General features: G+C 63.4%; 22 protein-coding genes and 2 tRNA genes. 15 read left to right on the top strand and 9 right to left on the bottom strand.

All coding sequences use genetic code 11. The features are described from left to right. Positions 1–46: 46 nt before the first annotated feature. Entirely contained in the window at positions 47–520 is a 474-nt protein-coding gene (locus tag VN047_RS11270) for an Lrp/AsnC family transcriptional regulator (protein ID WP_325542696.1), read from the bottom strand. A gap of 352 nt (positions 521–872) precedes the next feature. Here VN047_RS11270 and VN047_RS11265 point away from each other — a divergent pair, with 352 nt between their 5' ends. The 5 genes from VN047_RS11265 (at position 873) to VN047_RS11245 (ending at position 5,214) form a co-directional block, all read left to right on the top strand. Next, positions 873–2,351, top strand: a complete 1,479-nt coding sequence (locus VN047_RS11265) for a sensor histidine kinase (protein ID WP_325542686.1) — start codon at positions 873–875, stop codon at positions 2,349–2,351. A gap of 21 nt (positions 2,352–2,372) precedes the next feature. Next, entirely contained in the window at positions 2,373–3,398 is a 1,026-nt protein-coding gene (locus tag VN047_RS11260) for a polysaccharide deacetylase family protein (RefSeq protein WP_325542684.1), read from the top strand. A 68-nt stretch (positions 3,399–3,466) separates the two neighbouring features. Further along, positions 3,467–3,542 (top strand) — tRNA-Ile (locus VN047_RS11255). 83 nt (positions 3,543–3,625) lie between these two features. Then, entirely contained in the window at positions 3,626–5,101 is a 1,476-nt protein-coding gene (locus tag VN047_RS11250) for a M20 family peptidase (RefSeq protein ID WP_325542682.1), read from the top strand. Between the two features lie 36 nt (positions 5,102–5,137). Continuing rightward, a tRNA-Pro gene (locus tag VN047_RS11245) sits at positions 5,138–5,214 on the top strand. Positions 5,215–5,226: 12 nt separating this feature from the next. On the opposite strand, the gene VN047_RS11240 is transcribed toward VN047_RS11245, so the two are convergent. From VN047_RS11240 to VN047_RS11230, 3 genes are all read right to left on the bottom strand, one after another. Next, on the bottom strand, positions 5,227–6,453 hold the full coding sequence (locus tag VN047_RS11240) for a DUF2235 domain-containing protein (RefSeq protein ID WP_325542681.1): 1,227 nt from the start codon (positions 6,451–6,453) through the stop codon (positions 5,227–5,229). Between the two features lie 22 nt (positions 6,454–6,475). Then, entirely contained in the window at positions 6,476–6,844 is a 369-nt protein-coding gene (locus VN047_RS11235) for a hypothetical protein (RefSeq protein ID WP_325542679.1), read from the bottom strand. A gap of 205 nt (positions 6,845–7,049) precedes the next feature. Next, positions 7,050–8,441, bottom strand: coding sequence for a M20/M25/M40 family metallo-hydrolase (locus VN047_RS11230; protein ID WP_325542677.1), 1,392 nt, complete (start codon positions 8,439–8,441; stop codon positions 7,050–7,052). A gap of 131 nt (positions 8,442–8,572) precedes the next feature. Here VN047_RS11230 and ettA point away from each other — a divergent pair, with 131 nt between their 5' ends. From ettA to VN047_RS11215, 3 genes are read left to right on the top strand one after another with little or no spacing between them, the layout of a single operon-like run. Then, positions 8,573–10,252 (top strand): energy-dependent translational throttle protein EttA, encoded by a 1,680-nt coding sequence (gene ettA / locus VN047_RS11225; protein WP_325542675.1) that lies wholly within the window; start codon positions 8,573–8,575, stop codon positions 10,250–10,252. 50 nt (positions 10,253–10,302) lie between these two features. Beyond that, positions 10,303–10,707, top strand: coding sequence for a PaaI family thioesterase (locus VN047_RS11220; RefSeq protein WP_325542673.1), 405 nt, complete (start codon positions 10,303–10,305; stop codon positions 10,705–10,707). A gap of 35 nt (positions 10,708–10,742) precedes the next feature. After that, a complete protein-coding gene (locus tag VN047_RS11215) occupies positions 10,743–11,405 on the top strand; it encodes a hypothetical protein (RefSeq protein ID WP_325542671.1) in 663 nt (220 codons plus the stop codon). Between the two features lie 33 nt (positions 11,406–11,438). Here VN047_RS11215 and VN047_RS11210 read toward each other — a convergent pair whose 3' ends face one another. From VN047_RS11210 to VN047_RS11200, 3 genes are all read right to left on the bottom strand, one after another. Further along, a complete protein-coding gene (locus VN047_RS11210; RefSeq protein WP_325542669.1) occupies positions 11,439–12,140 on the bottom strand; it encodes a DUF899 family protein in 702 nt (233 codons plus the stop codon). 92 nt (positions 12,141–12,232) lie between these two features. Next, entirely contained in the window at positions 12,233–12,811 is a 579-nt protein-coding gene (locus tag VN047_RS11205; RefSeq protein WP_325542667.1) for a DUF2846 domain-containing protein, read from the bottom strand. Positions 12,812–12,823: 12 nt separating this feature from the next. After that, positions 12,824–13,462, bottom strand: a complete 639-nt coding sequence (locus tag VN047_RS11200) for a carbonic anhydrase (protein WP_325542665.1) — start codon at positions 13,460–13,462, stop codon at positions 12,824–12,826. 62 nt (positions 13,463–13,524) lie between these two features. Here VN047_RS11200 and lipA point away from each other — a divergent pair, with 62 nt between their 5' ends. Then, complete coding sequence (gene lipA / locus VN047_RS11195) at positions 13,525–14,460, top strand: lipoyl synthase (protein ID WP_325542663.1); 936 nt, start codon at positions 13,525–13,527, stop codon at positions 14,458–14,460. A gap of 7 nt (positions 14,461–14,467) precedes the next feature. Beyond that, complete coding sequence (locus VN047_RS11190) at positions 14,468–14,947, top strand: type II toxin-antitoxin system RatA family toxin (RefSeq protein ID WP_325542661.1); 480 nt, start codon at positions 14,468–14,470, stop codon at positions 14,945–14,947. Here the strand turns inward: VN047_RS11190 and VN047_RS11185 are convergent. After that, positions 14,890–15,447: a CinA family protein gene (locus VN047_RS11185; RefSeq protein WP_325542659.1), complete on the bottom strand. Its 558-nt coding sequence runs from the start codon at positions 15,445–15,447 to the stop codon at positions 14,890–14,892. The genes VN047_RS11190 and VN047_RS11185 overlap by 58 nt on opposite strands. 3 nt (positions 15,448–15,450) lie before the next feature. Continuing rightward, on the bottom strand, positions 15,451–16,629 hold the full coding sequence (locus VN047_RS11180; RefSeq protein WP_325542657.1) for a bifunctional 2-C-methyl-D-erythritol 4-phosphate cytidylyltransferase/2-C-methyl-D-erythritol 2,4-cyclodiphosphate synthase: 1,179 nt from the start codon (positions 16,627–16,629) through the stop codon (positions 15,451–15,453). Positions 16,630–16,725: 96 nt separating this feature from the next. Between VN047_RS11180 and dusB the strand changes: the two genes are divergently transcribed. The 5 genes from dusB to VN047_RS11155 all read left to right on the top strand — a co-directional run bounded on the left by dusB (position 16,726) and on the right by VN047_RS11155 (position 23,981). Then, positions 16,726–17,724, top strand: a complete 999-nt coding sequence (dusB, locus tag VN047_RS11175; protein WP_325542655.1) for a tRNA dihydrouridine synthase DusB — start codon at positions 16,726–16,728, stop codon at positions 17,722–17,724. Next, positions 17,721–18,812, top strand: a complete 1,092-nt coding sequence (locus VN047_RS11170) for a two-component system sensor histidine kinase NtrB (RefSeq protein WP_325542653.1) — start codon at positions 17,721–17,723, stop codon at positions 18,810–18,812. The genes dusB and VN047_RS11170 overlap by 4 nt, the downstream gene beginning before the upstream one ends. Further along, positions 18,809–20,227 carry a nitrogen regulation protein NR(I) gene (gene ntrC, locus VN047_RS11165; protein WP_325542651.1) on the top strand — a complete coding sequence of 473 codons (1,419 nt, stop codon included), beginning with the start codon at positions 18,809–18,811 and terminating at the stop codon, positions 20,225–20,227. Before VN047_RS11170 ends, ntrC begins: the two co-directional genes overlap by 4 nt. 93 nt (positions 20,228–20,320) lie before the next feature. Then, on the top strand, positions 20,321–22,612 hold the full coding sequence (locus VN047_RS11160) for a sensor histidine kinase (protein ID WP_325542649.1): 2,292 nt from the start codon (positions 20,321–20,323) through the stop codon (positions 22,610–22,612). Next, a complete protein-coding gene (locus VN047_RS11155; protein ID WP_325542647.1) occupies positions 22,602–23,981 on the top strand; it encodes a sigma-54 dependent transcriptional regulator in 1,380 nt (459 codons plus the stop codon). Before VN047_RS11160 ends, VN047_RS11155 begins: the two co-directional genes overlap by 11 nt. The last annotated feature ends 107 nt before the right edge of the window (positions 23,982–24,088 follow it).

The following is a 24,088-nucleotide window of genomic DNA, read 5'->3' as shown; positions in this document are numbered from 1 at the left end:
GTTCCAGACCGGAACGGCGCCCTTTCTTTGGCGGATGCGGGGCGGTTCAGGGCTCGACCGGGATGCCAGCAAGCTGCTTGGCCGTGCGAATCGTCAGCGATGTCTTCACGCTGGTAACGTTGGGGGCCGAGGTGAGGTGTGCGGTCAGGAAGGACTGGAAGCTCTGCAGGTCGCGTGCGACAACCTTGAGCAGAAAGTCGATCTCGCCGTTGAGCATATAGCACTCGCGCACCTCGGCGAGTCCGCCGACATAGTCCTCGAACGCCTTCAGGTCGGATTCGGCCTGGCTGCGCAGGCTGACCATAGCAAAAACCGTGATCCCGTAACCGAGTTTCGCAGGGTCGAGGTCGGCATGATAGGACCGGATGACCCCCGTTTCCTCCAGCGCGCGAACGCGGCGGAGGCACGGCGGTGCCGTCAATCCCACCATCTGTGCCAGTTCGACATTCGTCATCCGCCCGTTTTTCTGCAGCTCGCCCAGTATCTGCAAATCAATCTGATCGAATTTCTGACTCGCCATCATTGAAACATCCGCTTTCCAAAACTGCGATGATCATAATATTATTTCAGGCGATTGCAATTGTCCCACAATGTGACGTGGAGAGTTAAGGCACTTTCATGACCGCATGATTCACGCTAGCCGGTAAGCATACGGTAACCAACGATACAGGGTGTGGGGCTGGCTTCGCGTGACTGCTGACTCGATGATCGCGACCATCTTGCGCCAAGCGCCTGCGGACCACCGCGCGAGTATTGCGGCGTGGCGGCAGCTCTCCGATATTCTGGCCCAGCGCGGTAATCAACTGGCCGAAGGCGATATTCGGCGCAGCTTGCATGCGCTTGCCGTATTGCGGCCACGGGTCCCCGAATCCGTGCGCCGCGACTGCGCCCGGGCGATCGCGCGGCACGGCCGATTTGCCCCGCTGGTGGCACTTTACGCCAATGATGTTCCGGCGGTTTCGGCGATCATGCTGCGCGATGCGCGACTGGCCGAGGCCGACTGGCTCGCGATGCTGCCGGCAACCAGTGCGATGGCGCGCTCGGTGCTAGCCGGGCGCACCGATCTGCCGCACGGCGTCTATCGCGCGCTGGCCAGTCTCGGCAGCGCGTCGGTCGCGCTTCCGCAGCCCCTGGTGGCTGTGACCGGGGAAACACCTGTGCCGGCGCCTGTCACCGACGTCGCGGCGCAGGCCGAGGCCGAGGCCGGGGCCGAGAACACGCCAAGCCAGATCAGCGAACTTGTCCGCCGCATCGACAAATATCAGTCGACACGCGGCCAACCGGCGGCGGCGCGCGCACCACGCGAGGCTTTCCAGTTCGAAACGGGCCCCGACGGGGTGATCCACTGGGTCGACGGCGTAACACGCGGTGCTGTGATCGGCCTGTCGATCGCCGAGGCAGCCTTTGGTGGTGAGCCGGGCACCGACGGCATCGCTGCCGGCGCCTTTCGTCAGCGCGCTGAAATCATCAATGCCCGAATGATCCTTGAAGGAGCGCCTGCAGAAGCTGGCGAATGGCGATTTTCCGCTCTGCCCTGGTTCGACCCGGCGACCGGCCAGTTCCGCGGTTACCGCGCGAACGCCCGCCGCCCGCTTCGCAACGAGACACCCTATGGCGGGCCCGCAGCCCAGGATTCGGGCGATTCGATCCGTCAGCTGATTCACGAACTGCGCAGTCCGCTCAACGCGATTTCGGGTTTCGCCCAGATCATCTCCGGGCAAATGTTCGGCCCGGTCAGCCATGGCTATCGTGCGATGGCCGAAAAGATCGTAGCCGATGCCGCGTCGGTGCAGGCGATCATCGACGACCTCGAAACGGCGGCACGAAGCGGCTCGACACCCATGGTGCAGCCGTCGGGTGAAGTCGCCGACATCGGTGCGGTGGTGACGCAGGTCGAAAGCGATCTGGCCGGACTTCTGGCCGATCAGCGCGTCGACCTCAGCATTTCGCGAGTCGGCGGGCCGTTCCTGGGGCTGGCGAGCGACGTCAATGCGCGGCGCATGGTCGGCCGCCTGCTCACCGCACTGATCGATGTATCCGAACCGGGGGCGATCCTGGTGGGACAACTGGTGACCGAATCGCAGCATGACGACATGTTGCAGTTGCGCATCGTCCGGCCCGCAACGATCCGCTTCGCCACCGCCGCGGACCTCCTCGATCCGGGGTTCAGCCCCGAGGGCGAGGCGCCCGGCGCGGCGGTGCTCAGTCTCGGTTTCTCGCTGAGGCTCGTCGACAGCCTTGCCCGCAGCGCCGGGGGACGGCTCGATATCGGTCATAACGCCTTGACCTTGCACCTGCCCTCCGCCACCTCGAAAGCCGAAGTCGAGCTGGAAGCCCAGCAGGGCGAGTAGCTCCGTCGGGGCAAGGGGGGCATGGTGCAGCCTGCGGGCAATTTCTTTGCATATCCGTCTGCATCGAACCTGATCACGCTGAAAGCGGGCGAGCGTCCGCATTTCTGGGTGACGATCGATACCGAGGAAGATTTCGACTGGACGGCGCCCTTCGCCCGCACCGGCTATCGTCTCGCATCGGTTCCCGCGCTTGCCGAATGCCAAGGCTATTTCGAACGCGCCGGAGTGTGCCCCGCTTATCTGGTAGACTGGCCGATCGTTGCCGATGATCGTGCGGTCGAAATTCTTGGCGCTGCCCAGGCGGCCGGGCGCTGCGAGGTCGGCGCGCAGCTGCATCCCTGGGTCACGCCGCCGCATGACGAGGAGGTCGGTGACCGGAACAGCTATACCGGAAACCTGCCCGCCGCCCTGCAGCTAGCCAAGATGACGGCGCTCCGCGATGCCATTCGCGACCGGTTCGGTATAGCGCCGACCGTATATCGCGCCGGACGCTATGGTCTGGGTGGTGAAACCGCCGCGATGCTCGCGGAACTGGGTTTTCGCTGCGACACGTCGGTTCGTGCGGGCTTCGATTATCGCGGAGGCCATGGCCCCGATTATCGCGACGCGCCGCTCAATCCCTGGTGGGTCGAGACGCCGCAGGGCGCGGTGGTGGAAATGCCGCTCACGACCGTTTTCGGTGGCTTGCTGGGCGGCGCGGGACGATCCGTCTATCACCGTATCGCGAGGACCGGCACGCACGCGGGGGCGGCGCTGGCCCGCTTTGGCCTTGTCGAGCGGATAGCATTGACGCCCGAGGGTATTCCGGCCGAGCGGGCATGCAAGGCGATCGATATCGCAATCGATTTGCGCCTTCCTGTGCTGAATTTCTCCTTTCATTCGCCCTCACTGCAGCCCGGCAACACACCCTATGTGCGCAGCACGGCTGACCTCGAGCGCTTTTATCGCTGGTGGGACGTGGTGCTCGATCATCTCGCGCGGCGCGGTATCGAGGCGACCACGGAGGCCGGAATATTGGCCATAGCCGAAGGGAAATCCGCCGCCTGAGCGTTGGCGCTTGCCAACGCGGCGCGCGCTCCGCTATCGCCCGCACACCCCCGCCGGGTTTCGAAGGGGGGCCTGTAGCTCAATGGTTAGAGCTGGCCGCTCATAACGGCTAGGTTGCGGGTTCGAGTCCTGCCGGGCCCACCATTTTTCCGATAATCTTCGCGAAGCATTTCCCTTGCAAATTGCAACCGATCACGGTCCAGTGCGCGCCGCAGAAGGAGAGGGAAATGGGGAAGCGGCGGACGATCTTGCTTGGCGGTCTTGCGATCGTCGCGGTAGTAGCAGGGGCGGTGGCGGTCCGCACCGCTACCTTTGCGCCGAAGGATATTGCCGATGGCAGCAACGTCCGGCTGGCGGCGGCGCCGGCTTATGATCTGGACGCCGCGGTCGGTCATCTGAGCGCAGCAGCGCAGATCAAAACGATATCGCATCAGGATCCGGCGGAGAACGAGATAGCCGAATGGGACCGGCTGCACGCCTGGCTTGCCGCGACCTATCCCGAAACGCATCGTGCCATGACGCGCACAATCCTGCCGAACCGGACGCTCATCTATCATTGGCCCGGCAGCGACGCCGCGCTCGCGCCGATCATCGTCATGGCGCACCAGGATGTCGTACCGGTAACCGAAGGTACCGAAGGCGACTGGAAATATCCGCCCTTTGCCGGAACGATCGCCGAAAAGGCGGTGTGGGGTCGCGGTACGGTTGACGACAAGGGCTCGCTCATCGGGCTGTTCGAGGCGATCGAGGCGCTGGCGAAGAATGGCTTCCGGCCGAAACGCGGCATCTATCTGGTGTCGGGGCACGACGAGGAAGCCGGTGGTTCGGGCGCGGTCGCGGCGGCGGCGAAACTGAAAGCCGAGGGTGTCCGCGCGCTGTTCACGCTCGACGAGGGCAGCGTCGTGCTGCGCGATACGCCGGTGATCAACGGTCCCGCAATTTTGATCGGTGTCGCCGAAAAGGGGTATGCGACGCTCAAGGTCACCGCAAACGCGCCTGGAGGCCACAGCTCGATGCCGCCTGCCGAGACCGGCGTGACGACGCTGGCACGCGCGGTACTCGCGATCACCGAAAATCCGTTCCCGATCGAGATGCGCGGCCCCGGCGCAGCGATGGTCGAAGCGCTGGCGGCGCATAAGGGCGGCGCAACCAAGATGGCGGTCGCGAACCAGTGGCTGCTCGGGCGTGTCCTCAAGGACCAGCTTTCGTCTTCGCCATCGTCGGCCGCGGCTTTTCACACGACCATCGCGCCGACGATGCTCCAGGGGAGCCCGAAAGAGAATGTGTTGCCGCAATCGGCCAGCGCCCTGATCAACTACCGCATCGCGCCGTGGAACCGTTCGGCTGACATCATGGCGCGCGCGAAAGCGGCGGTCGGCGACGCGCCCGTCGAACTCAGCTGGGTCAAACCACCGAACGAGCCCTCGCGCATATCCTCTTCGAATTCACGGGGGTGGAACTATGTCGTCGCCGCCGCGCGCGCCGACGCTCCCGACGCCGTCGTCGCGCCCTATCTGGTGGTTGCGGCGACCGACAGCCGAAGCATGGAACTCATTTCCGAGGATGTGTACCGTTTCATGCCGATGCATTTCACGCTGAAGGAAACGGCGATGATCCACGGGACCAACGAACATATGGCGATCGACAGCTTCAAACGCATGATCGATTTCTATGCGCGGCTGATCGCGACATCTGCGGGATAGACTTGGGCGCGCCGCCTGTCTAAGGCGCAGCAGCGTCGGGGAGTGGCGCAGCCCGGTAGCGCGCTTGCTTTGGGAGCAAGATGTCGCAGGTTCGAATCCTGTCTCCCCGACCATTTCCCGCTTGATCAGCCTTGCTTCTTCTCCGTTGCACGCCGCGGCATGTGGGGTGCGGGCGGCGCGATCACCGCGCCGCTCCTTGCGTCGACCGTCCCGCGCAGTTTGGCAGGGTCGACGCGAATCTCCGCCGCCCAACGCTCGAGATCGGGCGGACGGTAGCCGGGCAATTTGCGCCACCGGTCGAAAACGCTGGCGTCGATCGTTTCATTAGCGCTGAGCCATGTTCCCTTGCCACCCGGAGTGGCAGGTGCGGCAATGCGGCGATGAAAGCGCCGGCCCAGCTTGAAAACGCGATAGAAGCCCCTGAGGAAACTTCTGAAACTGTCGTGGAGTGGCGCTGCGATCTCATAACCGGTTGGTATCACCTTGCCGCGGAAGGCGACGCCAAGGTCTCCCGCCTTCGCCATCAGCCATGCGAGCGGCAACTGGGGCATGTCATCGCCCGCGATGCCGCCCCCGACATTGCCGTGGGCGCCCGCGAACCAGCGCTGCTCGACGATCGTCGGCCGGACGCGGCGCTTCCCCGGCGGGTCGGGGGTGTCGGGCGTGAAGTGCGTCCACAGCGACGGCGCGAATGCCGCGCGATGCTCGTCGAGCGCAAGCGCGTGATAGGCGTGTTCGTAAATTGCCGAGAGCCGGCTGTTATGGAACCCGAAACGCCGCCGGCTGACCCCCGGGATATTGCCGAACGGGACGCCGAGCGCGCCCACGGTGTCCCAAACGCCGATCATCTTGATCGGAACGCGCCGTGAATGGCGTAGCAGCCGCTTTTCTTGCGGTGGCAGGTCTTTCGTCTGGTGGAGTTCGACGAACGATGGTGCTTTGGCATCGAGGCGATAGCGTTCGTAGAGTTCCTCGACCGAAAGCGGCGATCCCGGGCGCAGCAGGCCGCAGCGCGCGATCATTCCGGCGGTGCTGCGCGCGGTAAAGGCGCCGCGGCTGAACCCGAAGAGGAATATCTGGTCGCCTTGGTCATAATGACCCATCAGCCAGCGATAGGCGCCGATGATGTCGCGATCGAGCCCGAACCCGAGCGCGCCGCCACGGATGCGCTCGCCGCGCGGCGTGCCGACGCCGGCGGTATAGTAGCAAAGCTGCGGGATGCCGGCTGCGTCCTGCGGTGCGACGAGCTGGCTGAGCCGCCAGACGCTCGTATTGTCTTCCGAGCTGTTCCACGTGCCATCGAGCAGGAGGATGAGCCGCTTGCCCGGGCTGGTGACAGTCGGTTTCCCCATCGCGCCGCGTTCTCCACTCTCGCTACCGACGGTCTCTCATATCTCCATGATCCCAGCAAGGCGGGCAGAAGGAATTGCGAGCGGCGCGCATAAAAAAAGACGGCCTTCCCGAAGGAAGACCGCCCTTTTTCGTTTCGGTCATTGCCCCGAAGGGCTGCGACTTACTTCTTTTCTTCAGCCGGAGCGGCCGGAGCAGCAGCGGCGTCGGCCGGAGCAGCAGCGGTCGGAGCAGCAGCAGCGTCGGCCGGAGCAGCAGCTTCGGCGCCGGCAGCAGCGGCGTCAGCACCAGCGGCAGCGGCTTCGGCGCCAGCAGCAGCGGCGTCAGCGCCTTCTTCAGCAACAGCTTCAGCGGCCGGAGCTTCGGTGGTAGCTTCTTCAGCAGCCTTTTCACCGCAAGCGGCGAGGGCGAACATGCTGGCAGCAACGGCGATAGCAGCAAACTTCTTCATGATGTGTGGGCTCCCTAAAATGCCTTAACGCGTCCGGGAAAACTTCCCGTACCGCGAGCGGCGGGATTTAGCCGTTCCGCATGAATCGTCAACAAAAATAATTGAGATGGTCGGCGTGCGCGGAAATCTGTCATTTCTCCGTAACAGTCAGGGTAACTCGGCGTCTTCACTGTTGGCAAGAATCGCCAAGGTGGCCGTCCAAACCACCACATTCTGCCGCAATTGCGCGGGATCGACCTTGTCGAGCGTGTCGTCGGGCGTGTGATGGATGTCGAAATATCGTGTCCCATCCTGTGCCAGGTCGACCGCCGGAACGCCGGCCTGAACAAGCGCGCCGATGTCGGCGCCGCCGTTCGCCGGCTGCTTCCCGCGCGTCACCCCGAACGGCATCACCGCAGCCGCAATCCGGTCGGCAAGCGCCTTGGCGCTGTCGGGCAGCTTGAAATCGATCCGCCAGACGCGGTCGGCGCCGAAATCGGATTCGAGCGCGACGGCATGCTTCTCTTTCCCGTGCGCATCGAAATAGGCCTTGCCGCCGAACACCCCGACTTCCTCGGCACCCGCCCACAATATGCGGATCGTGCGGCGTGGCTGGCCCGCGCTCATGACATGCTTCGCCGCCGCGGTGATGATCCCGCATCCCGCCGCATCGTCGATCGCGCCGGTACCGAGATCCCAGCTGTCGAGATGACAGGCGACGATGACCGGGCTCGCGGCGGGATCGCTGCCCGGCACTTCGGCGATGACATTGCCCGAACGCTGTTGCCCGAGGTTCTGCGGGGTCAGGAGCAACTTCATCCGCAGCGGTCCCGATGCGGTGCCCGCTGCCACGCGCTTCCACTGGCGGACGAGCTGGTCGGCGTCGGGGTTGGAGAGCGCGCCCGCGGGGATCGGCTTCACCCCGGCCTCGAAATTCGTGCCGCCGGTGTGCGGCGTACGATGGCCGTCGGTCCCGATCGAGCGGATCACTGTTGCAATCGCGCCCTTCCGGGCCGCGACATTGGGTCCGGTGAAGCGCGCGCGGCCATATTGGCCATAACCGCTACCGTCCTGCGCGGCCTTCATCTGATGATCGATGAACACAATCTTGCCCTTTACGAGCTGGTCGGGGGCTGCGACGAGCGCGTCATAGCTCGCGAAATAGACGATTTCGCCCTCCAGCCCCTTGGGGCCGGTCGAGGCACTGGTGCCGAGCGCCGTGATGTGCAGCTTTTGCGGCTCGAACGGACCGATCAGCGAGGCTTCTTCGGCTCCGCGTACCCAAGTCGGCATCATGAACGGCTCTTCGCGGACATTCCGGAAGCCCATGGCGGTCAGCCGTGCGACGGCCCAGCGGCGCGCTGCAGCTTCGGCTTCGGTGGCTGCCTGTCGCGGGCCGATTTCGGTCGTCAGCGCTTCGGTGATCGCCCAAGCGGGATCGTCGCCCTGTTGCGCGAGGTCGACCGCGCCCGGCGACGACGGGGTCGAGGCGGATGCGCTGGTGGCGAGGAGGAGGGCGGCGATGCCGGCAAGGCGGGTGGTAGGGCGGATGTTCTGCATGCGCGCTTTCCTAGCGGCGCGCTTTGCTTTCGGGCAAGCGTCGATTGCCAAGCGGGCGCCCATTCGCTAACCGGCGCGCAACATCTTTCCCGGCCGCATCGCGCGGCCCAGCCAGCATTCGGAGCATTTCCATGGCCGCCCAGTATAGTTTCGTGATGAAGGGTCTGACCAAGACCTACCCCGGCGCACAAAAGCCCACGCTCAAGGATCTGAGCCTGCAATTCTATCCCGACGCCAAGATCGGCATCGTCGGTCCGAACGGCACGGGTAAATCGACGCTGATGAAGATCATGGCGGGCATCGACACCGAATTCACCGGCGAAGCCTGGCCGGGCGAGGGGATCACCGTCGGCTATCTCGCGCAGGAGCCCGAGCTCGACCCGACCAAGACGGTCAAGGAAAATGTCATGGACGGCGTCCGGGGCGTCGCCGACATGATGGAGCGGTTCAACGAGATCAGCACGCTGATGGCCGACCCGCCCGAAGACGCCGATTTCGAAGCGCTCATGGAGGAAATGGGCACGCTGCAGGAAAAGATCGACGCGGTCGACGGCTGGACGCTCGACAACCAGCTCGAAATCGCGATGGAAGCGCTCCGCTGTCCGCCGGGCGACTGGAGCGTCGAAAACCTGTCGGGCGGCGAGCGCCGCCGCATCGCGCTCACCCGCTTGCTGCTCGAAAAGCCCTCCATCCTGCTCCTCGACGAACCGACCAACCATCTCGACGCAGAAAGCGTCGCCTGGCTCGAAAAACATCTCGTAGACTATCCGGGCAACGTCATCCTCGTCACCCACGATCGCTACTTCCTCGACAATGTCGTGAACTGGATCCTCGAACTCGATCGCGGACGCTACTTCGTCTACGAAGGCAATTATTCGACCTATCTCGAAAAGAAGGGCAAGCGCCTCGAACAGGAAGCGCGCGAGGACGCCGGTCGCCAGAAGGCGATCAAGGACGAGCTTGAATGGATCCGGCAGTCGCCCAAGGCACGTCAGGCCAAGTCGAAGGCGCGTATCAAGAGCTTCGACCAGCTTGTCGAGGCGCAGGAAAAGCGCATCCCGGGCAAGGCGCAGATCGTCATTCAGGTTCCCGAACGCCTCGGCGGCAAGGTGATCGAGGTCGAAGGCATCTCGAAGGCTTATGGCGACAAGCTGCTCTTCGAAGACCTGACCTTTTCGCTTCCCCCCGGCGGTATCGTCGGCGTGATCGGCCCCAACGGCGCCGGCAAATCGACGCTTTTCAAGCTGATCACAGGGCAGGAAACGCCCGATGCGGGCAAGATCACAATTGGCGACACGGTGCGGCTCGGCTTCGTCGACCAGAGCCGCGACGATCTGAAACCCGACAACAATGTCTGGCAGGAAATCTCGGGCGGGCACGAGCTGATGAACATCGGCAAGCACGAGATGCAGACGCGCGCCTATGTCGGCGCCTTCAACTTCAAGGGCGTCGATCAGCAGAAAAAGGTCGGCCAGCTGTCGGGCGGCGAACGCAACCGCGTCCATATGGCGAAGATGCTGAAGCAGGGCGGGAACGTGCTGCTGCTCGACGAACCGACCAACGATCTCGACACCGAAACGCTCGCGGCGCTTGAAGAGGCGCTCGAGAATTTCGCCGGCTGCGCGGTGGTGATCAGCCATGACCGCTTCTTCCTCGATCGCCTCGCGACGCATATCCTCGCGTTCGAGGGTGACAGCCATGTCGAATGGTTCGAAGGCAATTTCGAATCCTATGAAGAGGACAAGATCCGCCGCCTCGGCGACGATGCGACGCGCCCGCATGCGACGTCGTACAAGAAGCTGACGCGCTGATCCCGATGACGGGGGACGGGCAGCCGCCGATTTCGTCAAGCGCAATCCGCATGGATGCGGACGCGCTCAATGAATTTTTGGCGGCGGCTTTCCCGCAATCCGAACCGGGATCGCGCGGCCATGTTGTGTCTGTCGCACCGGGTCTTATCCAGGCGCGGATGGACCCGACCGACAAGGCGCTGCGTCCGGGCGGATTGATTTCCGGTCCGACACAGATGGGTTTCGCCGACATGGCGGCCTATGCGCTCGTTCTCGCGCATATCGGGCCCGTGGCAATGGCGGTAACGAGCGCGCTCCATTACCAGTTCCTGCGCCCCTGCCGCCCTGGGCCGCTGTTCGCCGACGCGCATATGCTGCGCCTTGGGAAACGGCTTGCGGTAATGGATATTCGAATCTGGACCGACGATGCCGACAAGCCGGTCGGACAGGCGAATGTGACCTACGCAATTCCCTGACGGAACGGGCCTGCCGATCTGGTATGGCACCGGGCATGAGCATGAAAATACATCGCGGCGCCACCGGCCCGCGCCAGTTTCTGGACCTCGACCGGCAGCAGGACTGGATTGAGGGCAGGATCGATTTACCCGACGCCGCTGCGCGTTCGGAATCGCTCGAACAGCGATGCAGATATGCCGCTCGCGTCGAAAAGCTGCTTCGTCGCCCACAAGCTCGGGATGTTGCGGAAATCCTCCGTCTCTACGGCCAAAGCTGCATTCCCGTGCCCCGTACGACCGAGCGGGAATATTGGTCGGTGTCGTGCCTGCCATCGACGTCCGACAAGCCGCTGGTTCGTGTCAACGCGAGCTGGATGGAACTGTTTACGCTCTATGCGGACGGTGACGATATCCGCTCGAGATTTCTGGTGCATCTTTCGGATTTCACGACTGACGGTTCACCGGAGCCGGAGCATGTGGATGAAATATTCCTGCAGGGCTGCGTTGTGACCCACGAAGATGCGGGGCATTTCTTCCCGCGGGGCGCGGATATGTTTGGCATCACTGTGCGGGGATCCGCATCGACCCGCAAATTCCTTGGGAACAGCCGGGTACTGCGCGCCATCCGAAGATTCAATCTGACGCATATGAACCGGGGCCGGAACGCCTATCAGGCGTCCCATTGTTATGGCGTAGCGGACTATTTGTTAGCCGAGTGAACGGTTTCGCTCGAATTGGCATTCCCGCGCTGCTCAATATTCCAGCGAAGGATACCAGTCGGTCCCGCGCCCGGAAGGCGTGAGGTCGAGGATATTCCAGAGTGCCGCGATGTCGGGCGCGTCGCGCGGATCCTGACCCGGGTCGGCCATCTCGGCGGTCATCTCGCTTTTCCAGAACAGGCGTACACCGTCCTTGCCGCGCTTGTAGACGACGATCGCGGCAAGCTCGCTTCCGTCAGGCATGAGCAGGCCGAAATCCTTTACATAGTCGTCGCCGATAACCTGCAGGAAATCGAGTGCCTGCCATCCGCGTTCCAGCGCGAACGCCTTTTGCCGTTCAACCGGGCTGCGTCCGAAGACCTTGAACGCGACGCGTTGCCTGATGTCGTTGGCGTTGCCATCGACCGATCCCAGCCAGTTGGTACACATCGGGCAAGGGCGCTCGCGCTCGGGGCCGTACATCCAGAAATAGCTGACCAGCGTATCGTGCCCGCCGAACAGATCGGCCAGCCCCAATTCGCTCCCGTTCGCGTCCTTGAACCGGTAATCCTTCATCAGGGGTCCGGGCGGCAGCTGGCGCCGCTGCTCTGCGATCCGCGTCATCTTGCGCCGCAGATCGATTTCTTCGGCCAGCAGCGATTTCCGGGCCTTGGTGTATGACTCGTCTTCGCCGGGAAAAGCACGTCTACGCGAAGCAAGCGCCGGCGCGGCCGACAGGGTTTGGCGAAGGGCCATCGATTTCTCCTTTTGGGGAGAACGTGCGGTTAACGCCGTTGTTGCAGCAGGGTTTCACCTTTGCCCGCAGATATGCTTCGCTTCGTCGCCGATCAGGCCGGGGCGACTTCCCACAGGATCAGCTTGGTCGCGTGGACATCGTCGCGCGCCTTGGCTGCGTCGGACCGTGTCAGCTTCACGCCGCCTTTCAGTGCCCCCATCTCGATCATCGCGTCGATGACGACCACGCCGCCGGCGCCGACTTCGATTTCCAGTTCGGCTGGCCTCGCGAGCTTTGCCTTGGCGGTCGACACATGGATATGGTGCACGCCCGGCGCCACGTCGGCCATCAGCATCTGGCCCGACTTGATCTGCCCCTTGGCTGAGCCGTCGAGCGTTACGTCCATGCCCTGCAAGGCGGCGACAAAGCCCCGGCGGGTGACATAGATGCGCGCCTTGCCCTCGGGCGCCCGCATTACACGCGCGTCGGCGATCGCGGCCGTATCGGCCTTTGCGCCGCCCTTGTTGCTCGACAGCGCCCACATGCAAAAGGCGATAATCCCGCCGAACAGGATTACGGTCAGAATGAGCAAGGTCCCGGGAGACATCGTCCGGGCCAGCGTCGGCCCCATCATGGCGCCAAAGATGGCCGCCACGAAAATAAGCGTCAGCCACATCGCATTCTTGCTCATATCGCCTCCTGTTCAAGCGGGAGAAAACTCTCCCGTCGCTTCGTCCATCAGATGCAGCACGCCGTCGGCGATCGCGAAAAACGCGCCGCGCAATTTCAACGTTCCACGCCGTTCCTTTTCCTGAATGCAGGGAAAAGTTCTGAGATTGTCAAGGCTTACACGCACAGCCGCCTGCTCCATCGCGCGTCCGGCATCGCGATTGTCGATGCTTTGATGCTCGCGGCGGACCTGTTCGCTGGCGTCGTCGAGCATCGCGATCCAGTCGGCGATGAAGCCGCCGCGCCCCGGTTCGGCGCCTTCCATCGATCGGTGGAGTGCGGCGTGGCAGCCGCCGCACAGGCCGTGGCCCATCACGACGATTTCCTCGACCTTCAGGAACTGGACGGCGAATTCGAGCGCCGCGGAGACGCCGTGACGTCCGGGCGTCGTCTCGAACGGTGGCACCAGCGCCGCAACATTGCGGACCACGAAAATTTCGCCCGGATTGGTGTCGAAAATCTGGGATGGTTCGGAGCGGCTGTCCGAGCAGGCGATCACCATCACCTTGGGCGATTGGCCCTCGGCAAGCTGTCCCCAGCGTTCGCGTTGCTGCGCCCAACCGCCGTTACGGAAACGCCGGTAACCCTCGATCATGTCTGCAAAGTGAGTCATGGACGCGCCTTAGCATAGGTAGAGAGGTTGAGAAGAGGCGCGTGCACGACTATGTGAGCCCCATGAACGCTCCAGCATCACCCGCATCGACTCCCAGCCAGCGCGCCCGCAAGCCCGACTGGATCCGCGTCAAGGCGCCGACCAGCCCCGGTTATGCCGAAACGCGCAAGCTGATGCGCGAGCTCAACCTGCATACGGTGTGCGAGGAAGCGGCGTGTCCGAACATCGGCGAATGCTGGACGAAGAAGCATGCGACGGTGATGATCCTTGGAGACACGTGCACACGCGCCTGCGCCTTCTGCAACGTCAAGACCGGCATGCCGCGGCCGGTTGACCTGCTCGAGCCCGAGCATACGGCGATCGCGGCGGCGAAGATGGGGCTCAGCCATATCGTTATAACCTCGGTCGACCGCGACGACCTGCCCGACGGCGGTGCGAGCCAGTTCGTGAAGGTCATTCAGGCGCTGCGCCGCGAAACGCCGCAGACGACGATCGAAATCCTGACGCCGGACTTCCGCAACAAACCCGAAAGCGCGGTTGCGGCGATCGTCGATGCGCGTCCCGACGTTTACAACCACAACCTTGAAACCGTCCCGCGGCTCTATCCGACGATCCGTCCGGGCGCGCGCTATTATGCGTCGCTGCGCCTGCTCGAAAGCGTCAAGCGCCGCGATCCGTCGATCTTCACCAAATCGGGCGTTATGCTCGGCCTTGGCGAGGAGCGGATGGAGGTCCATCAGGTAATGGACGATATGCGCAGCGCCGACATCGATTTCATGACGATGGGCCAATATCTGCAGCCAACGCCGAAACATGCCAAGGTCATCGACTTCGTGACCCCGCAGGCGTTCGACGCTTATGCGCAGATCGCGCGTGCCAAGGGCTTCCTGCAGGTTGCGGCCTCGCCGCTGACGCGCTCGAGTTATCACGCCGGCGACGATTTTGAACGGATGCGGGCCGCACGCGAGGCGCATTTGGCGCGCGTCAAGGCGGACTGACAGGCCGTTGCCACGGCATCACGAAACCCGGGTACTGCCGTATAGCGACGAGCAGATGTTCGCTCTCGTCACCGATATCGAGCGCTATCCCGAGTTCCTGCCCTGGGTGATCGCGTTACGGCTCCGGAGCGATAGCGAGCATGAGGCGGTTGCCGATATGATCGTGGGCTTCAAGGGGCTGCGCGAAAGCTTCTCGTGCCGCGTCCACAAGCAACGACCGCACGAAGTGATTGTCAGCTATATCGACGGACCGATGAAGCATCTCGGCAATGAATGGCATTTCAAGCCAGCCGAGGGCGGCGGATGCCGCGTCGACTTCATGGTCGACTTCTCGTTCCGCAGCCGTGTCTTCGAAGCGCTCGCCGGGCAGATGTTCGACAAAGCGCTGAGAAAGATGATCGCGGCGTTCGAAACTCGCGCCGACGAACTTTACGGCGCGGGAAGGGTGATGTCCTCCGAAGGTCGCAGTTCGTCCTTCCCGGGCTGAAGCAGATCGAGCGCGAACAGCGTTGCGGCCTGACGGATGGCGCCGCGATCGGTCGATTCAAACTGCACCCGCTGGGTGAAATAATCGTCCGGATTTTGACCGCGCAGCGCGCGTGCGAAGACGACCTGGCCCACCGGCTTTTTCTCCGATCCGCCGCCCGGACCCGCGATTCCGGTGATTGCGACCGCGACATCGGCATCGCTGTTGGCGAGCGCGCCCGCCGCCATCGCCCAGGCGGTCGCAAGCGACACTTCGCCGAAGGTTTCGATGATTTCGCTGCTGACGTCGAGCTGGCTCTGCTTCGCGTGTCCCGAATAGGTGATGAAACCCGCCGAGAAGACATCCGAACTGCCGGCGATATCGGTCAGCGCGGCGCTGACCATCCCGCCGGTGCAGCTTTCGGCAACGGCGATCTTGCGGCTCGCGGCGCGGTTATTGGCGAGGACACTCGTAGCGAGTTCGTCGCGTGCGGCGAGGCGCGCTTTTTCGACAGACTGCAAGGTTCAATTCTCCGGAAGTTTCAAGGTCGCGACGGCCTGAGTCGCTATCCCCTCGCGGCGGCCGGCAAAGCCCAACCGTTCTGTCGTTGTGGCCTTCACACTAATCCGTCCGAGCGGAATCGCAAGGATTTCGGCAATGCGCGCGCGGATGGCGTCCCGATGCGGGCCAATTTTCGGTGCTTCGGCGATGATCGTCAGGTCGACATGATCGATCCGCCCGCCGCGCGCCATGACGCGCTCGCCCGCGAAGCGGAGGAAGCGGTGCGATGCAGCGCCGCGCCACTGGGGATCGCTCGGCGGGAAGTGATCGCCGATATCGCCATCCGCGAGAGCCCCGAGGATAGCGTCGGTCAGCGCATGAAGCGCGACGTCGGCGTCGCTATGACCTTTAAGCCCATGACTATGCGCGATTTCTATCCCGCCGATCCACAGCGGTTTGCCGGCAACGAGGCGATGGACGTCATAACCCATGCCGACCGCGGTTCGCATCATGACGCCCGCTCCCAAAAGCGCCGAAAGGATTGCCATATCCTCGGCATAAGTCAGTTTATGCAGTCGTGCGTCACCGGGAACTGCCGCTACGGCAATGCCAAGGCGGCGAACGAGCTGGGCGTCGTCAGTCGCAGCGGCTTCGACCGCTTCGGCATGCGCGCGTCGCAAAATGCCCAAGCGAAAGGCCTGAGGTGTCTGGACGCGCGCCAGAACGCTCCGATCGACCACATCGCCAGCTTCGTCGTGCGCCTGTTCGACAAGCGTATCGGGCACGGGCAATGTCGGGATCGCGGCGTCAGAGGTTTGCAGGGCATCGAGCAAGCGGTCGATGACTTCGGGACTGACGCCCGGGCGCGCGGCATCGTGGACAAGCACGAATGCCTCATCATCCCATTCGGCGAGCGCAGCGAGTGCATTGCCGACCGATTGTTGCCGTTCAGCGCCGGGATCGGCCGAAATCCAGCGTTCCGGCAGCAGGCCGATTGCCGTCATGACGTCATTATTCGCCACGAGTACGCCGCCTGAAATGGCAGGATGCGCCGCGAAGCTGTCGAGGCTCCACCGCAGCACCGGTTTGCCGCCGAGCAATTCCAGCTGCTTTGGCTGATCGAAACCCGCACGTATTCCCTGACCGCCGGCGAGCAGCACGACCGCAACGCGTGGCAAAAGGGAAGGGGCGGACTCGGTCATCAGCCGCGCCGGTTAGCGCAGCCGCGCCTTGCGGGAAAGCGGCTTAGCGTGTAGGGGCTGCTCAAAATTTAGGCAATTTGACGAAAGCTCCCCGCCATGGCGCCGCTCAGGCCCATCCAGATCGGCAAAATCACCATCGCGGATCCCGTGATTCTCGCGCCGATGACCGGCGTCACCGACCTGCCGTTCCGCAAGCTTGTGCGCTATTACGGCTCGGGACTCAACGTCACCGAGATGATCGCGAGCCAGGCAGCGATCCGCGAAACACGCCAGTCGATCCAGAAAGCAGCATGGGACCCGGTTGAAGAGCCGGTCTCGATGCAGCTTGTCGGCTGTACGCCGTATGAAATGGGCGAAGCCGCCAAGCTCAACGAAGATCGCGGCGCGTCAATCATCGACATCAACATGGGTTGCCCGGTGCGCAAGGTCACCAACGGCGATGCCGGATCGGCGCTGATGCGTGACCTGAAACTGGCTGCAGCGCTGATCGAATCCTGCGTCAAGGCGGTGTCGGTGCCGGTGACCGTCAAGATGCGTATGGGCTGGTGCCACGACAGCCTTAACGCCCCCGAACTCGCGCATATCGCCGAGGATCTGGGTTCAAAGCTCGTCACCGTCCACGGTCGCACCCGCAATCAGATGTATCGCGGCGAGGCCGACTGGGGTTTCGTACGCAGCGTCAAGGACGCGGTTTCGATCCCGGTCATCGTCAACGGCGATATCTGTTCTGCCGCCGACGCGCGGACCGCGCTCGACCAGAGCGGCGCCGACGGGGTGATGATCGGTCGTGGCGCTTATGGCCGCCCGTGGCTGCTCGGCCAGGTCATGGCGGCGCTGCGCGGCGAGGCTGAACGGCCCGATCCGGGCATCGACGAACAATATGACGTCATTACATCGCATTACCGCGCCATGATTGACCATTATGGTGAGATCACAGGGGTCAACATGGCGCGCAAGCACCTCGGCTGGTACGTCAAGAGCCTGCATGGATCGGCCGAGTTCCGGAACAAGGTCAACCAGATCCCGAACAGCCGCGATGTCCTCGACGCGCTTGAACGCTTCTATACGCCGTTCCTGAGCAAGGCCGCCGCGTGACCGCACGCACGTCGAGCATCCCGAGCTTCGACCATGACGAGCTGATCCAGTCGCACCCCGTACCCACGCTATTGATCGACGGCAGCGGGGTTGTGCTCTTCGTCAACGCGGCCGCCGAGCAGCTTTGCAATGTCAGCCGTTCGGCGATGGTCGGGCGGGTCGTCTATGACGTCGTCGAGATGGACCGCAGCTACCGTCAGCGCATGAGTGACGCCACGACGTCGGCGCTCTTCGCGCATCGGACCGAGATTTCTGTGGGTGGCAGGCGATCATTCTTCGTCGACATGCAGATGGTCCCCTACGGGCACAGTGGCCACCGCATCCTCGCGCTGGTGCCGTCGCAAAGCGACGCCGAGCTGCTGGGCGGCGCAATCGGGCGTTCAGGCCGTGCCGCCGGGGCCGCGGCGTCGATGCTGGCGCACGAGATCAAGAACCCGCTCGCGGGCATCAAGGGCGCGGCGCAGCTGCTGGCGCGCAAGACCGATGGCGGCGGCGAACGTTTCACGACGCTGATCTGCGCCGAAGTTGACCGGATCGCGACGCTGATCGACCAGATGGAACATTTCTCGCGCGGCCAACCGATCGCGTGTGGCCCGATCAACCTCTATCAACCGATCCATCAGGCGACGGAAACGGTGCGCGCGCGGCAGTTTCCCGGAGTCCGGTTCGCGGAAGATTTCGACCCTTCGCTGCCGCTGGTACATGGTAACCATGACGCCATGGTTCAGATATTACTCAACCTTTTGACCAATGGGTGCGAGGCACTCGGAGGGCGCGATGACGGCGTGGTGCGGCTGACGACCGCTTACCGGCACGGGCTTTCGGTCGATAACGGCGACGGGCGCGGCCGCATCGCATTGCCGATCGAGGTCAGCGTCAGCGACAATGGCCCCGGGGTTCCGGTCGATATCCGTGGCGATTTGTTCGACCCGTTCGTGACGACGAAGCGTGAGGGGCGTGGGCTCGGCCTGGCGCTGGTCGCGAAGCTTGCGCGCGACATGGGCGGCACCGTCCAGCATGTCCGCGACGGCGAATGGACGCGTTTTCGCGTCCACCTTCCCGTCGCGCAAAAGGGGCGGTCCGCATGAGCAAGGACAAGACGATCCTGCTGGTCGAGGATGATCCGGCGATTGCGATGATCATCCGCGAGGCGCTGACGGGTGAATGCGGGCAGTTCGCCTCGGTGACCAGCCTGTCCGAACGCAACGCGTGGCTCGCCGAAAACCGCCCCGATCTCATTATCACCGATGTCGTCCTGCCTGATGGCGACGGGATCGATTCGCTGTCGCGGACGACGGTCGAGGCCTCGACGCCGGTGATCGTGCTGTCGGCGCAGAACACCCTCGACACCGCGGTTCGCGCGACGGGCATCGGCAGCTATGACTATCTGCCCAAGCCTTTCGATCTCGACGAGTTGATCGCGAGCGTTCGCGCCGCACTGGAACGACGCGCCGAGCCGGCGGCGAGGGATATGCCCGACGACGCCGACAGTCACGGCCTCGTCGGCCGGGCACCGGCGATGCAGGCGGTTTATCGAACCATCGCCCGCCTTGCTTCGAACGACCTTGCCGTCCTGATCCTCGGCGAATCGGGCACCGGCAAGGAAGTCGTCGCGCGCGCGATTCACGCGACAGGGCTGCGCCGGAACGGGCCGTTCGTCGCGATCAACATGGCGGCCATTCCGCGCGAGCTGATCGAGGCCGAACTGTTCGGCCACGAAAAGGGCGCATTCACCGGCGCGCACAGCCGCAACGCCGGCCGGTTCGAGCAGGCGGCGGGCGGCACGCTGTTCCTCGACGAGATTGGCGACATGCCGCTCGAGGCGCAGACGCGGCTGCTGCGTGTCCTTCAGAGCAACGAATATTCGACCGTCGGCGGGAATCAGGCGCTGCGCGCCGACGTTCGTGTCATCGCGGCGACGCACCGCGATATGCGCACGCTGGTGGCCGACGGCCGCTTCCGCGAAGATCTTTTCTATCGCCTCAACGTCATTCCCGTGACCCTGCCGCCGCTGCGCGACCGGCGCAGCGATGTTGCTGCGCTCGTCCGTCATTTTGTCGAGGCCGGCCGCAGCTTCGGATTGCCCGACCGCCAGTTCGCGCCTGCAGCGATGCAATGGCTCGAACGTCATGACTGGCCCGGCAATGTTCGCGAACTGGGCAATGTCGTCCAGCGCCTCGCCGTCCTCTCGCGAGACACGGTCGTCACCGCGCGCGACGTGGAAAAGATACTGCATGAAAATGGCGAGGGCGGAGGCGCTGCGGAGCCCGCCGACCTCATCGCTCGCGCGGTCGACGATTGGGCGCGCGAGCAGATGGCGAACGAAAAATGCGAAGGCGATATTCACGGTCAGCTCGAGGCGATCGTCGAGGCGGCACTTTTCCGCCGGGTCCTTCGCGATGTGCGCGGCAACCAGCTGGAGGCGGCGCGACGACTTGGGATCAATCGCAACACATTACGCAAACGGCTGGGGCAACTCGATATCGATCCGGCGCATCCCTGATCGACGGAAACCGTCGCGAAATCGCGTCGATTGGGCGGCGCTGGCGCAATTTGTGTGTTTTCTATGCAACAGGATTGTCGTAACGCAGCAACAATGACGCAGTCGTCCTCTCTGACTTTCGATATGGATTCGGACAGTCAGGACGTGCGCTCGGGCTTCTGGCGTTTTGGTGCTCCCGAATATTACACGCTTGCCGTTATCGTCAGCGTTGCGATCGCGACATATATTTTTGTCACCGGTGACGCGCAGAGCGAGCGACTGCTCACGCCTGCGCTGGTGGCCGCAATCATGGTCGTCAATCTGGTGCCCGCAATGGCACTGATCGTGCTCATCGGCAGCCGCGTTGCGCGTGGCCGGGCGGGAAGCTCGATAGCGGGTAGCAGCGGGCGGTTACATGTTCGTCTCGTGGCGCTGTTTTCGTTGATTGCAGCCGCGCCAACGCTGCTTGTCGTCATCTTCGCGTCACTCCTCTTCCAGTTCGGCGTCAATTTCTGGTACTCCGACCGGTCGCGCGGCATGTTCGAAAACGCCGCGAGCATGGCGCAGGCGTTCTACGAAGACAGCCAGAAATCGGTGAGCGCGAACACCACGACCATGGCGAAGGACCTCAGCGATTATCTGACGCGCTATCCGATTGACAGCGAGACGTTCCAGAACGCTTACGGGCAGCAGGTCGTGCTTCGCGAACTGAACGAGTCGGCGATTATCGAAATCGGCGCTGACGGCATCGCGCGCACGCCCGTGATGGTCGACCCGGATAATCGGGCGGCGGAGGCAAGAATTTCACCGGAGACGGTCGCAAGACTCAATCGGGGCGAAGAGGTCGTTGTCTTGCAGAAATCAGACCGGATCGAGGCGGCGACGCGCCTTCCGGGAAGGTCGAACGCCTATGTTTATGCCTCGCGCGATGCGAACATACTTGGCCTCGAACAGTTCGATCGCGCGCGCAGCGTGCTGGCCGACTATAATGCGTTGTTCGGAAGGTCCCAGCAATTGCAGCTCCAGTTCAACGGCGCGCTCTATCTGGGCTCGCTGCTGCTGCTCGCGCTCGCGGTCTTCGCCGCGATAGTTGTCGCCGACCGGATTGTTCGTCCGCTTGGAACACTGATCGGCGCGACGCGGACAGCCGCCGACGGCGATCTTTCGGTTCGCGTGACGCCACCGGTCCGCGATGACGAGATTGCCGTGCTGACCCGCGCTTTCAACCGAATGACCGAACAGCTCGAAAGGCAAACCGGCGCACTCGTCAGCGTTAACGAACAGCTCGAGGCGCGGCGCAGTTTTATCGAGGCGGTGCTCAGCGGGGTGTCTTCGGCGGTGGTGTCGGTCGACGCCGATCATCGCATCCTGCTGGCTAACGCCGCAGCGGAGCGCCTGATTTGCCAATCGGCCGAATGCCTGACCGGGCGGCCGCTCGCCGATGTCGCCCCCGAACTCGCGCGCCTGCTGACCAGCGGCGAACGCGAAGGCGTGGTCCAGCTCGCGCGTAGCGACGCCGAACCCGCGACACTGGCCGCCAAGACGGTTGCGCAGGGCGACGGTTTCGTCCTGAGTTTCGAGGATATCACGCAGCAGCTGCTCGACCAGCGGCGTGCCGCCTGGTCCGATGTCGCACGGCGCATCGCGCACGAGATCAAGAATCCGCTCACGCCGATCCAGCTTGCCGCCGAGCGGCTCCAGCGGCGTTTCGGCGACAAGGTCGAGGGCGATGCCGTAACCTTCCGCAAGCTCACCGACACCGTGATTCGGCAAGTCCATGACATGCGGCGCATGGTCGACGAGTTTTCGAGTTTCGCTCGCATGCCGAAGCCGACGTTCGGGGTCGAGGATATTCGCGATATCCTGCGTCAGGCGGTCTTTCTGTTCGAGGTCGCGAAGCCCGATATCGTTTTTACCGTCAAAACGCCGAGCGAGATCGAACCGCTTGTTTGCGATCGTCGCCTGTTGTCTCAAGCGATGACAAATATTGTCAAAAATGCTGTTGAAGCGATTGAGGAAAAATATAAAAATTCCGATACTGTGGCGACGGGCCATATCGGCGCAGAGATTGAGGTCGGCGCCGATGACCGGATCGCCATTCATGTCACCGACGATGGTATCGGTCTGCCTGAAGCGCGCGACGCTATCGCCGAACCCTATATGACGACGCGCCAGGGCGGGACGGGGCTCGGCCTCGCGATCGTGAAAAAGATCGTCGAGCAGCATTATGGCGAGCTGGAGTTTTCAGACAATCCGGCAGGGCAGGGGACGTGCGTTACCCTCACGCTCCACCCTGACCGGCTGCGGGCCTTGGCCGGCAAGGGCGGGGAAACGAGCATGGGGCATGGTGAATCGGTTCCCGGACGCATCCGGAACCGGCAGGACAGAGAAGATCATGGCGCTTGATATTTTGATCGTCGACGACGAGCGCGACATCTGCGACCTCGTGGCCGGCGTCATGGAAGACGAAGGATATGAAGCGCGAACTGCGTTCGATAGCGATTCCGCGCTCGAGGCGATCCGCCAGCGACGGCCGTCGCTTGCCCTGATCGACGTCTGGCTACAGGGGTCGCGGCTTGACGGGCTTGGTCTGGTCGAAGCGATCAAGGCATTCGACCCGACGCTGCCGATCATCGTCATCTCGGGCCATGGCGGGCTCGATACTGCGGTGGCTGCGATCCGCCGCGGCGCGTTCGACTTCATCGAGAAGCCTTTTGAAGCTTCGCGTCTGCTGCACCTTGTCGCGCGCGCGACCGAAAGCGAGCGGCTGAAATTCGAATATGAACAATTGCGTGAAAAGGCCGGTCCCTCCGACGAGATCACCGGCACCAGCGCAGCCATCAATAATGTCCGCGCGACGCTGAAACGCGTTGCCGGAACGGGAAGCCGCGTTCTCATCACGGGCGCGCCTGGGGTCGGCAAGGAGGTCGCCGCGCGCGTTCTGCACGGATGGAGCGGCCGACAAAACGCGCCGTTCCGGGTTATCTCGTCGGCGCGCATGGACCCCGAAACGGTCGAACTCGAACTGTTCGGCGCCGAGGCCGATGACGGCTCGATCCGCGTCGGCCTGCTCGAGCAGGCGCATGGCGGGACATTGTTCCTCGACGAGGTTGCCGACATGCCCCTGACCACCCAGGGCAAGATTCTGCGCGTCCTTACCGACCAGAGCTTTACCCGTGTCGGCGGCAGAACGATGATCCGCGTCGACGTGCGGATCATTTCGGGCTCGGCGCGTGACCTGATGACCGAGATCGCCGAAAACCGGTTTCGCGAGGATCTCTACTACCGACTGAACGTCGTGCCGGTGCATATTCCGCCGCTGCGCGAGCGCCGTGACGATATTGCCAGCCTTTGCGACCATTTCGTCCGCCGTTATGCCGCAGACCGGCGCGTCCAGCCGCCCGAGATCAGTTCGGAAGCGATGGCCGCGCTCCAGGCGCATGAATGGCCGGGTAACGTCCGTGAACTGCGCAATGTGATCGAACGTGTGATGATCCTCGCGCCCAGCGACCGCTTGGCGCGGATCGATGCCGACATGCTGCCCGCTGAACTCGTGCGCGGCGGGGCGGACATTCTGCCCAATTCGGAATCGATCACCGCGATCCCGCTCAAGGAAGCGCGTGAGAATTTCGAGCGCGAGTATCTGCGCATCCAGATCAATCGGTTTTCAGGCAATATTTCGCGGACTGCGACCTTTATCGGGATGGAAAGGTCGGCGCTGCACCGCAAACTGAAACTTTTGGGTCTTACCGAGAGTTCGGACGGCGAGGGATAGTGGCTTTGCGCTAGACCTCGGCTGCTCTTTGTCGCATATTGAATGAAGAAGAAGGTCAAGGTGCCGGGCGAACGGCATCGCGCCGCGGCTTTGCCGCCAAGAACAGG

This window comes from Sphingopyxis sp. (assembly GCF_035565275.1).
Lineage (GTDB): Bacteria > Pseudomonadota > Alphaproteobacteria > Sphingomonadales > Sphingomonadaceae > Sphingopyxis.
The sequence above is the reverse complement of the archived record's forward strand: the minus strand, read 5'-3'. Positions and strand labels throughout refer to the sequence as shown.

Bases quoted from the DNA above. Each gene is read 5' to 3' on its own strand.
- VN047_RS11220 (WP_325542673.1), top strand. From the start codon at position 10,303: ATGGATGCGGACGCGCTCAATGAATTTTTGGCGGCGGCTTTCCCGCAA.
- VN047_RS11230 (WP_325542677.1), bottom strand. From the start codon at position 8,441: ATGCAGAACATCCGCCCTACCACCCGCCTTGCCGGCATCGCCGCCCTC.
- VN047_RS11205 (WP_325542667.1), bottom strand. From the start codon at position 12,811: ATGAGCAAGAATGCGATGTGGCTGACGCTTATTTTCGTGGCGGCCATC.
- VN047_RS11215 (WP_325542671.1), top strand. From the start codon at position 10,743: ATGAGCATGAAAATACATCGCGGCGCCACCGGCCCGCGCCAGTTTCTG.
- VN047_RS11200 (WP_325542665.1), bottom strand. From the start codon at position 13,462: ATGACTCACTTTGCAGACATGATCGAGGGTTACCGGCGTTTCCGTAAC.
- VN047_RS11180 (WP_325542657.1), bottom strand. From the start codon at position 16,629: ATGACCGAGTCCGCCCCTTCCCTTTTGCCACGCGTTGCGGTCGTGCTG.
- ettA (WP_325542675.1), top strand. From the start codon at position 8,573: ATGGCCGCCCAGTATAGTTTCGTGATGAAGGGTCTGACCAAGACCTAC.
- VN047_RS11260 (WP_325542684.1), top strand. From the start codon at position 2,373: ATGGTGCAGCCTGCGGGCAATTTCTTTGCATATCCGTCTGCATCGAAC.
- dusB (WP_325542655.1), top strand. From the start codon at position 16,726: ATGGCGCCGCTCAGGCCCATCCAGATCGGCAAAATCACCATCGCGGAT.
- VN047_RS11240 (WP_325542681.1), bottom strand. From the start codon at position 6,453: ATGGGGAAACCGACTGTCACCAGCCCGGGCAAGCGGCTCATCCTCCTG.
- lipA (WP_325542663.1), top strand. From the start codon at position 13,525: ATGAACGCTCCAGCATCACCCGCATCGACTCCCAGCCAGCGCGCCCGC.
- VN047_RS11155 (WP_325542647.1), top strand. From the start codon at position 22,602: ATGGCGCTTGATATTTTGATCGTCGACGACGAGCGCGACATCTGCGAC.
- VN047_RS11160 (WP_325542649.1), top strand. From the start codon at position 20,321: ATGACGCAGTCGTCCTCTCTGACTTTCGATATGGATTCGGACAGTCAG.
- ntrC (WP_325542651.1), top strand. From the start codon at position 18,809: ATGAGCAAGGACAAGACGATCCTGCTGGTCGAGGATGATCCGGCGATT.
- VN047_RS11270 (WP_325542696.1), bottom strand. From the start codon at position 520: ATGGCGAGTCAGAAATTCGATCAGATTGATTTGCAGATACTGGGCGAG.
- VN047_RS11210 (WP_325542669.1), bottom strand. From the start codon at position 12,140: ATGGCCCTTCGCCAAACCCTGTCGGCCGCGCCGGCGCTTGCTTCGCGT.
- VN047_RS11250 (WP_325542682.1), top strand. From the start codon at position 3,626: ATGGGGAAGCGGCGGACGATCTTGCTTGGCGGTCTTGCGATCGTCGCG.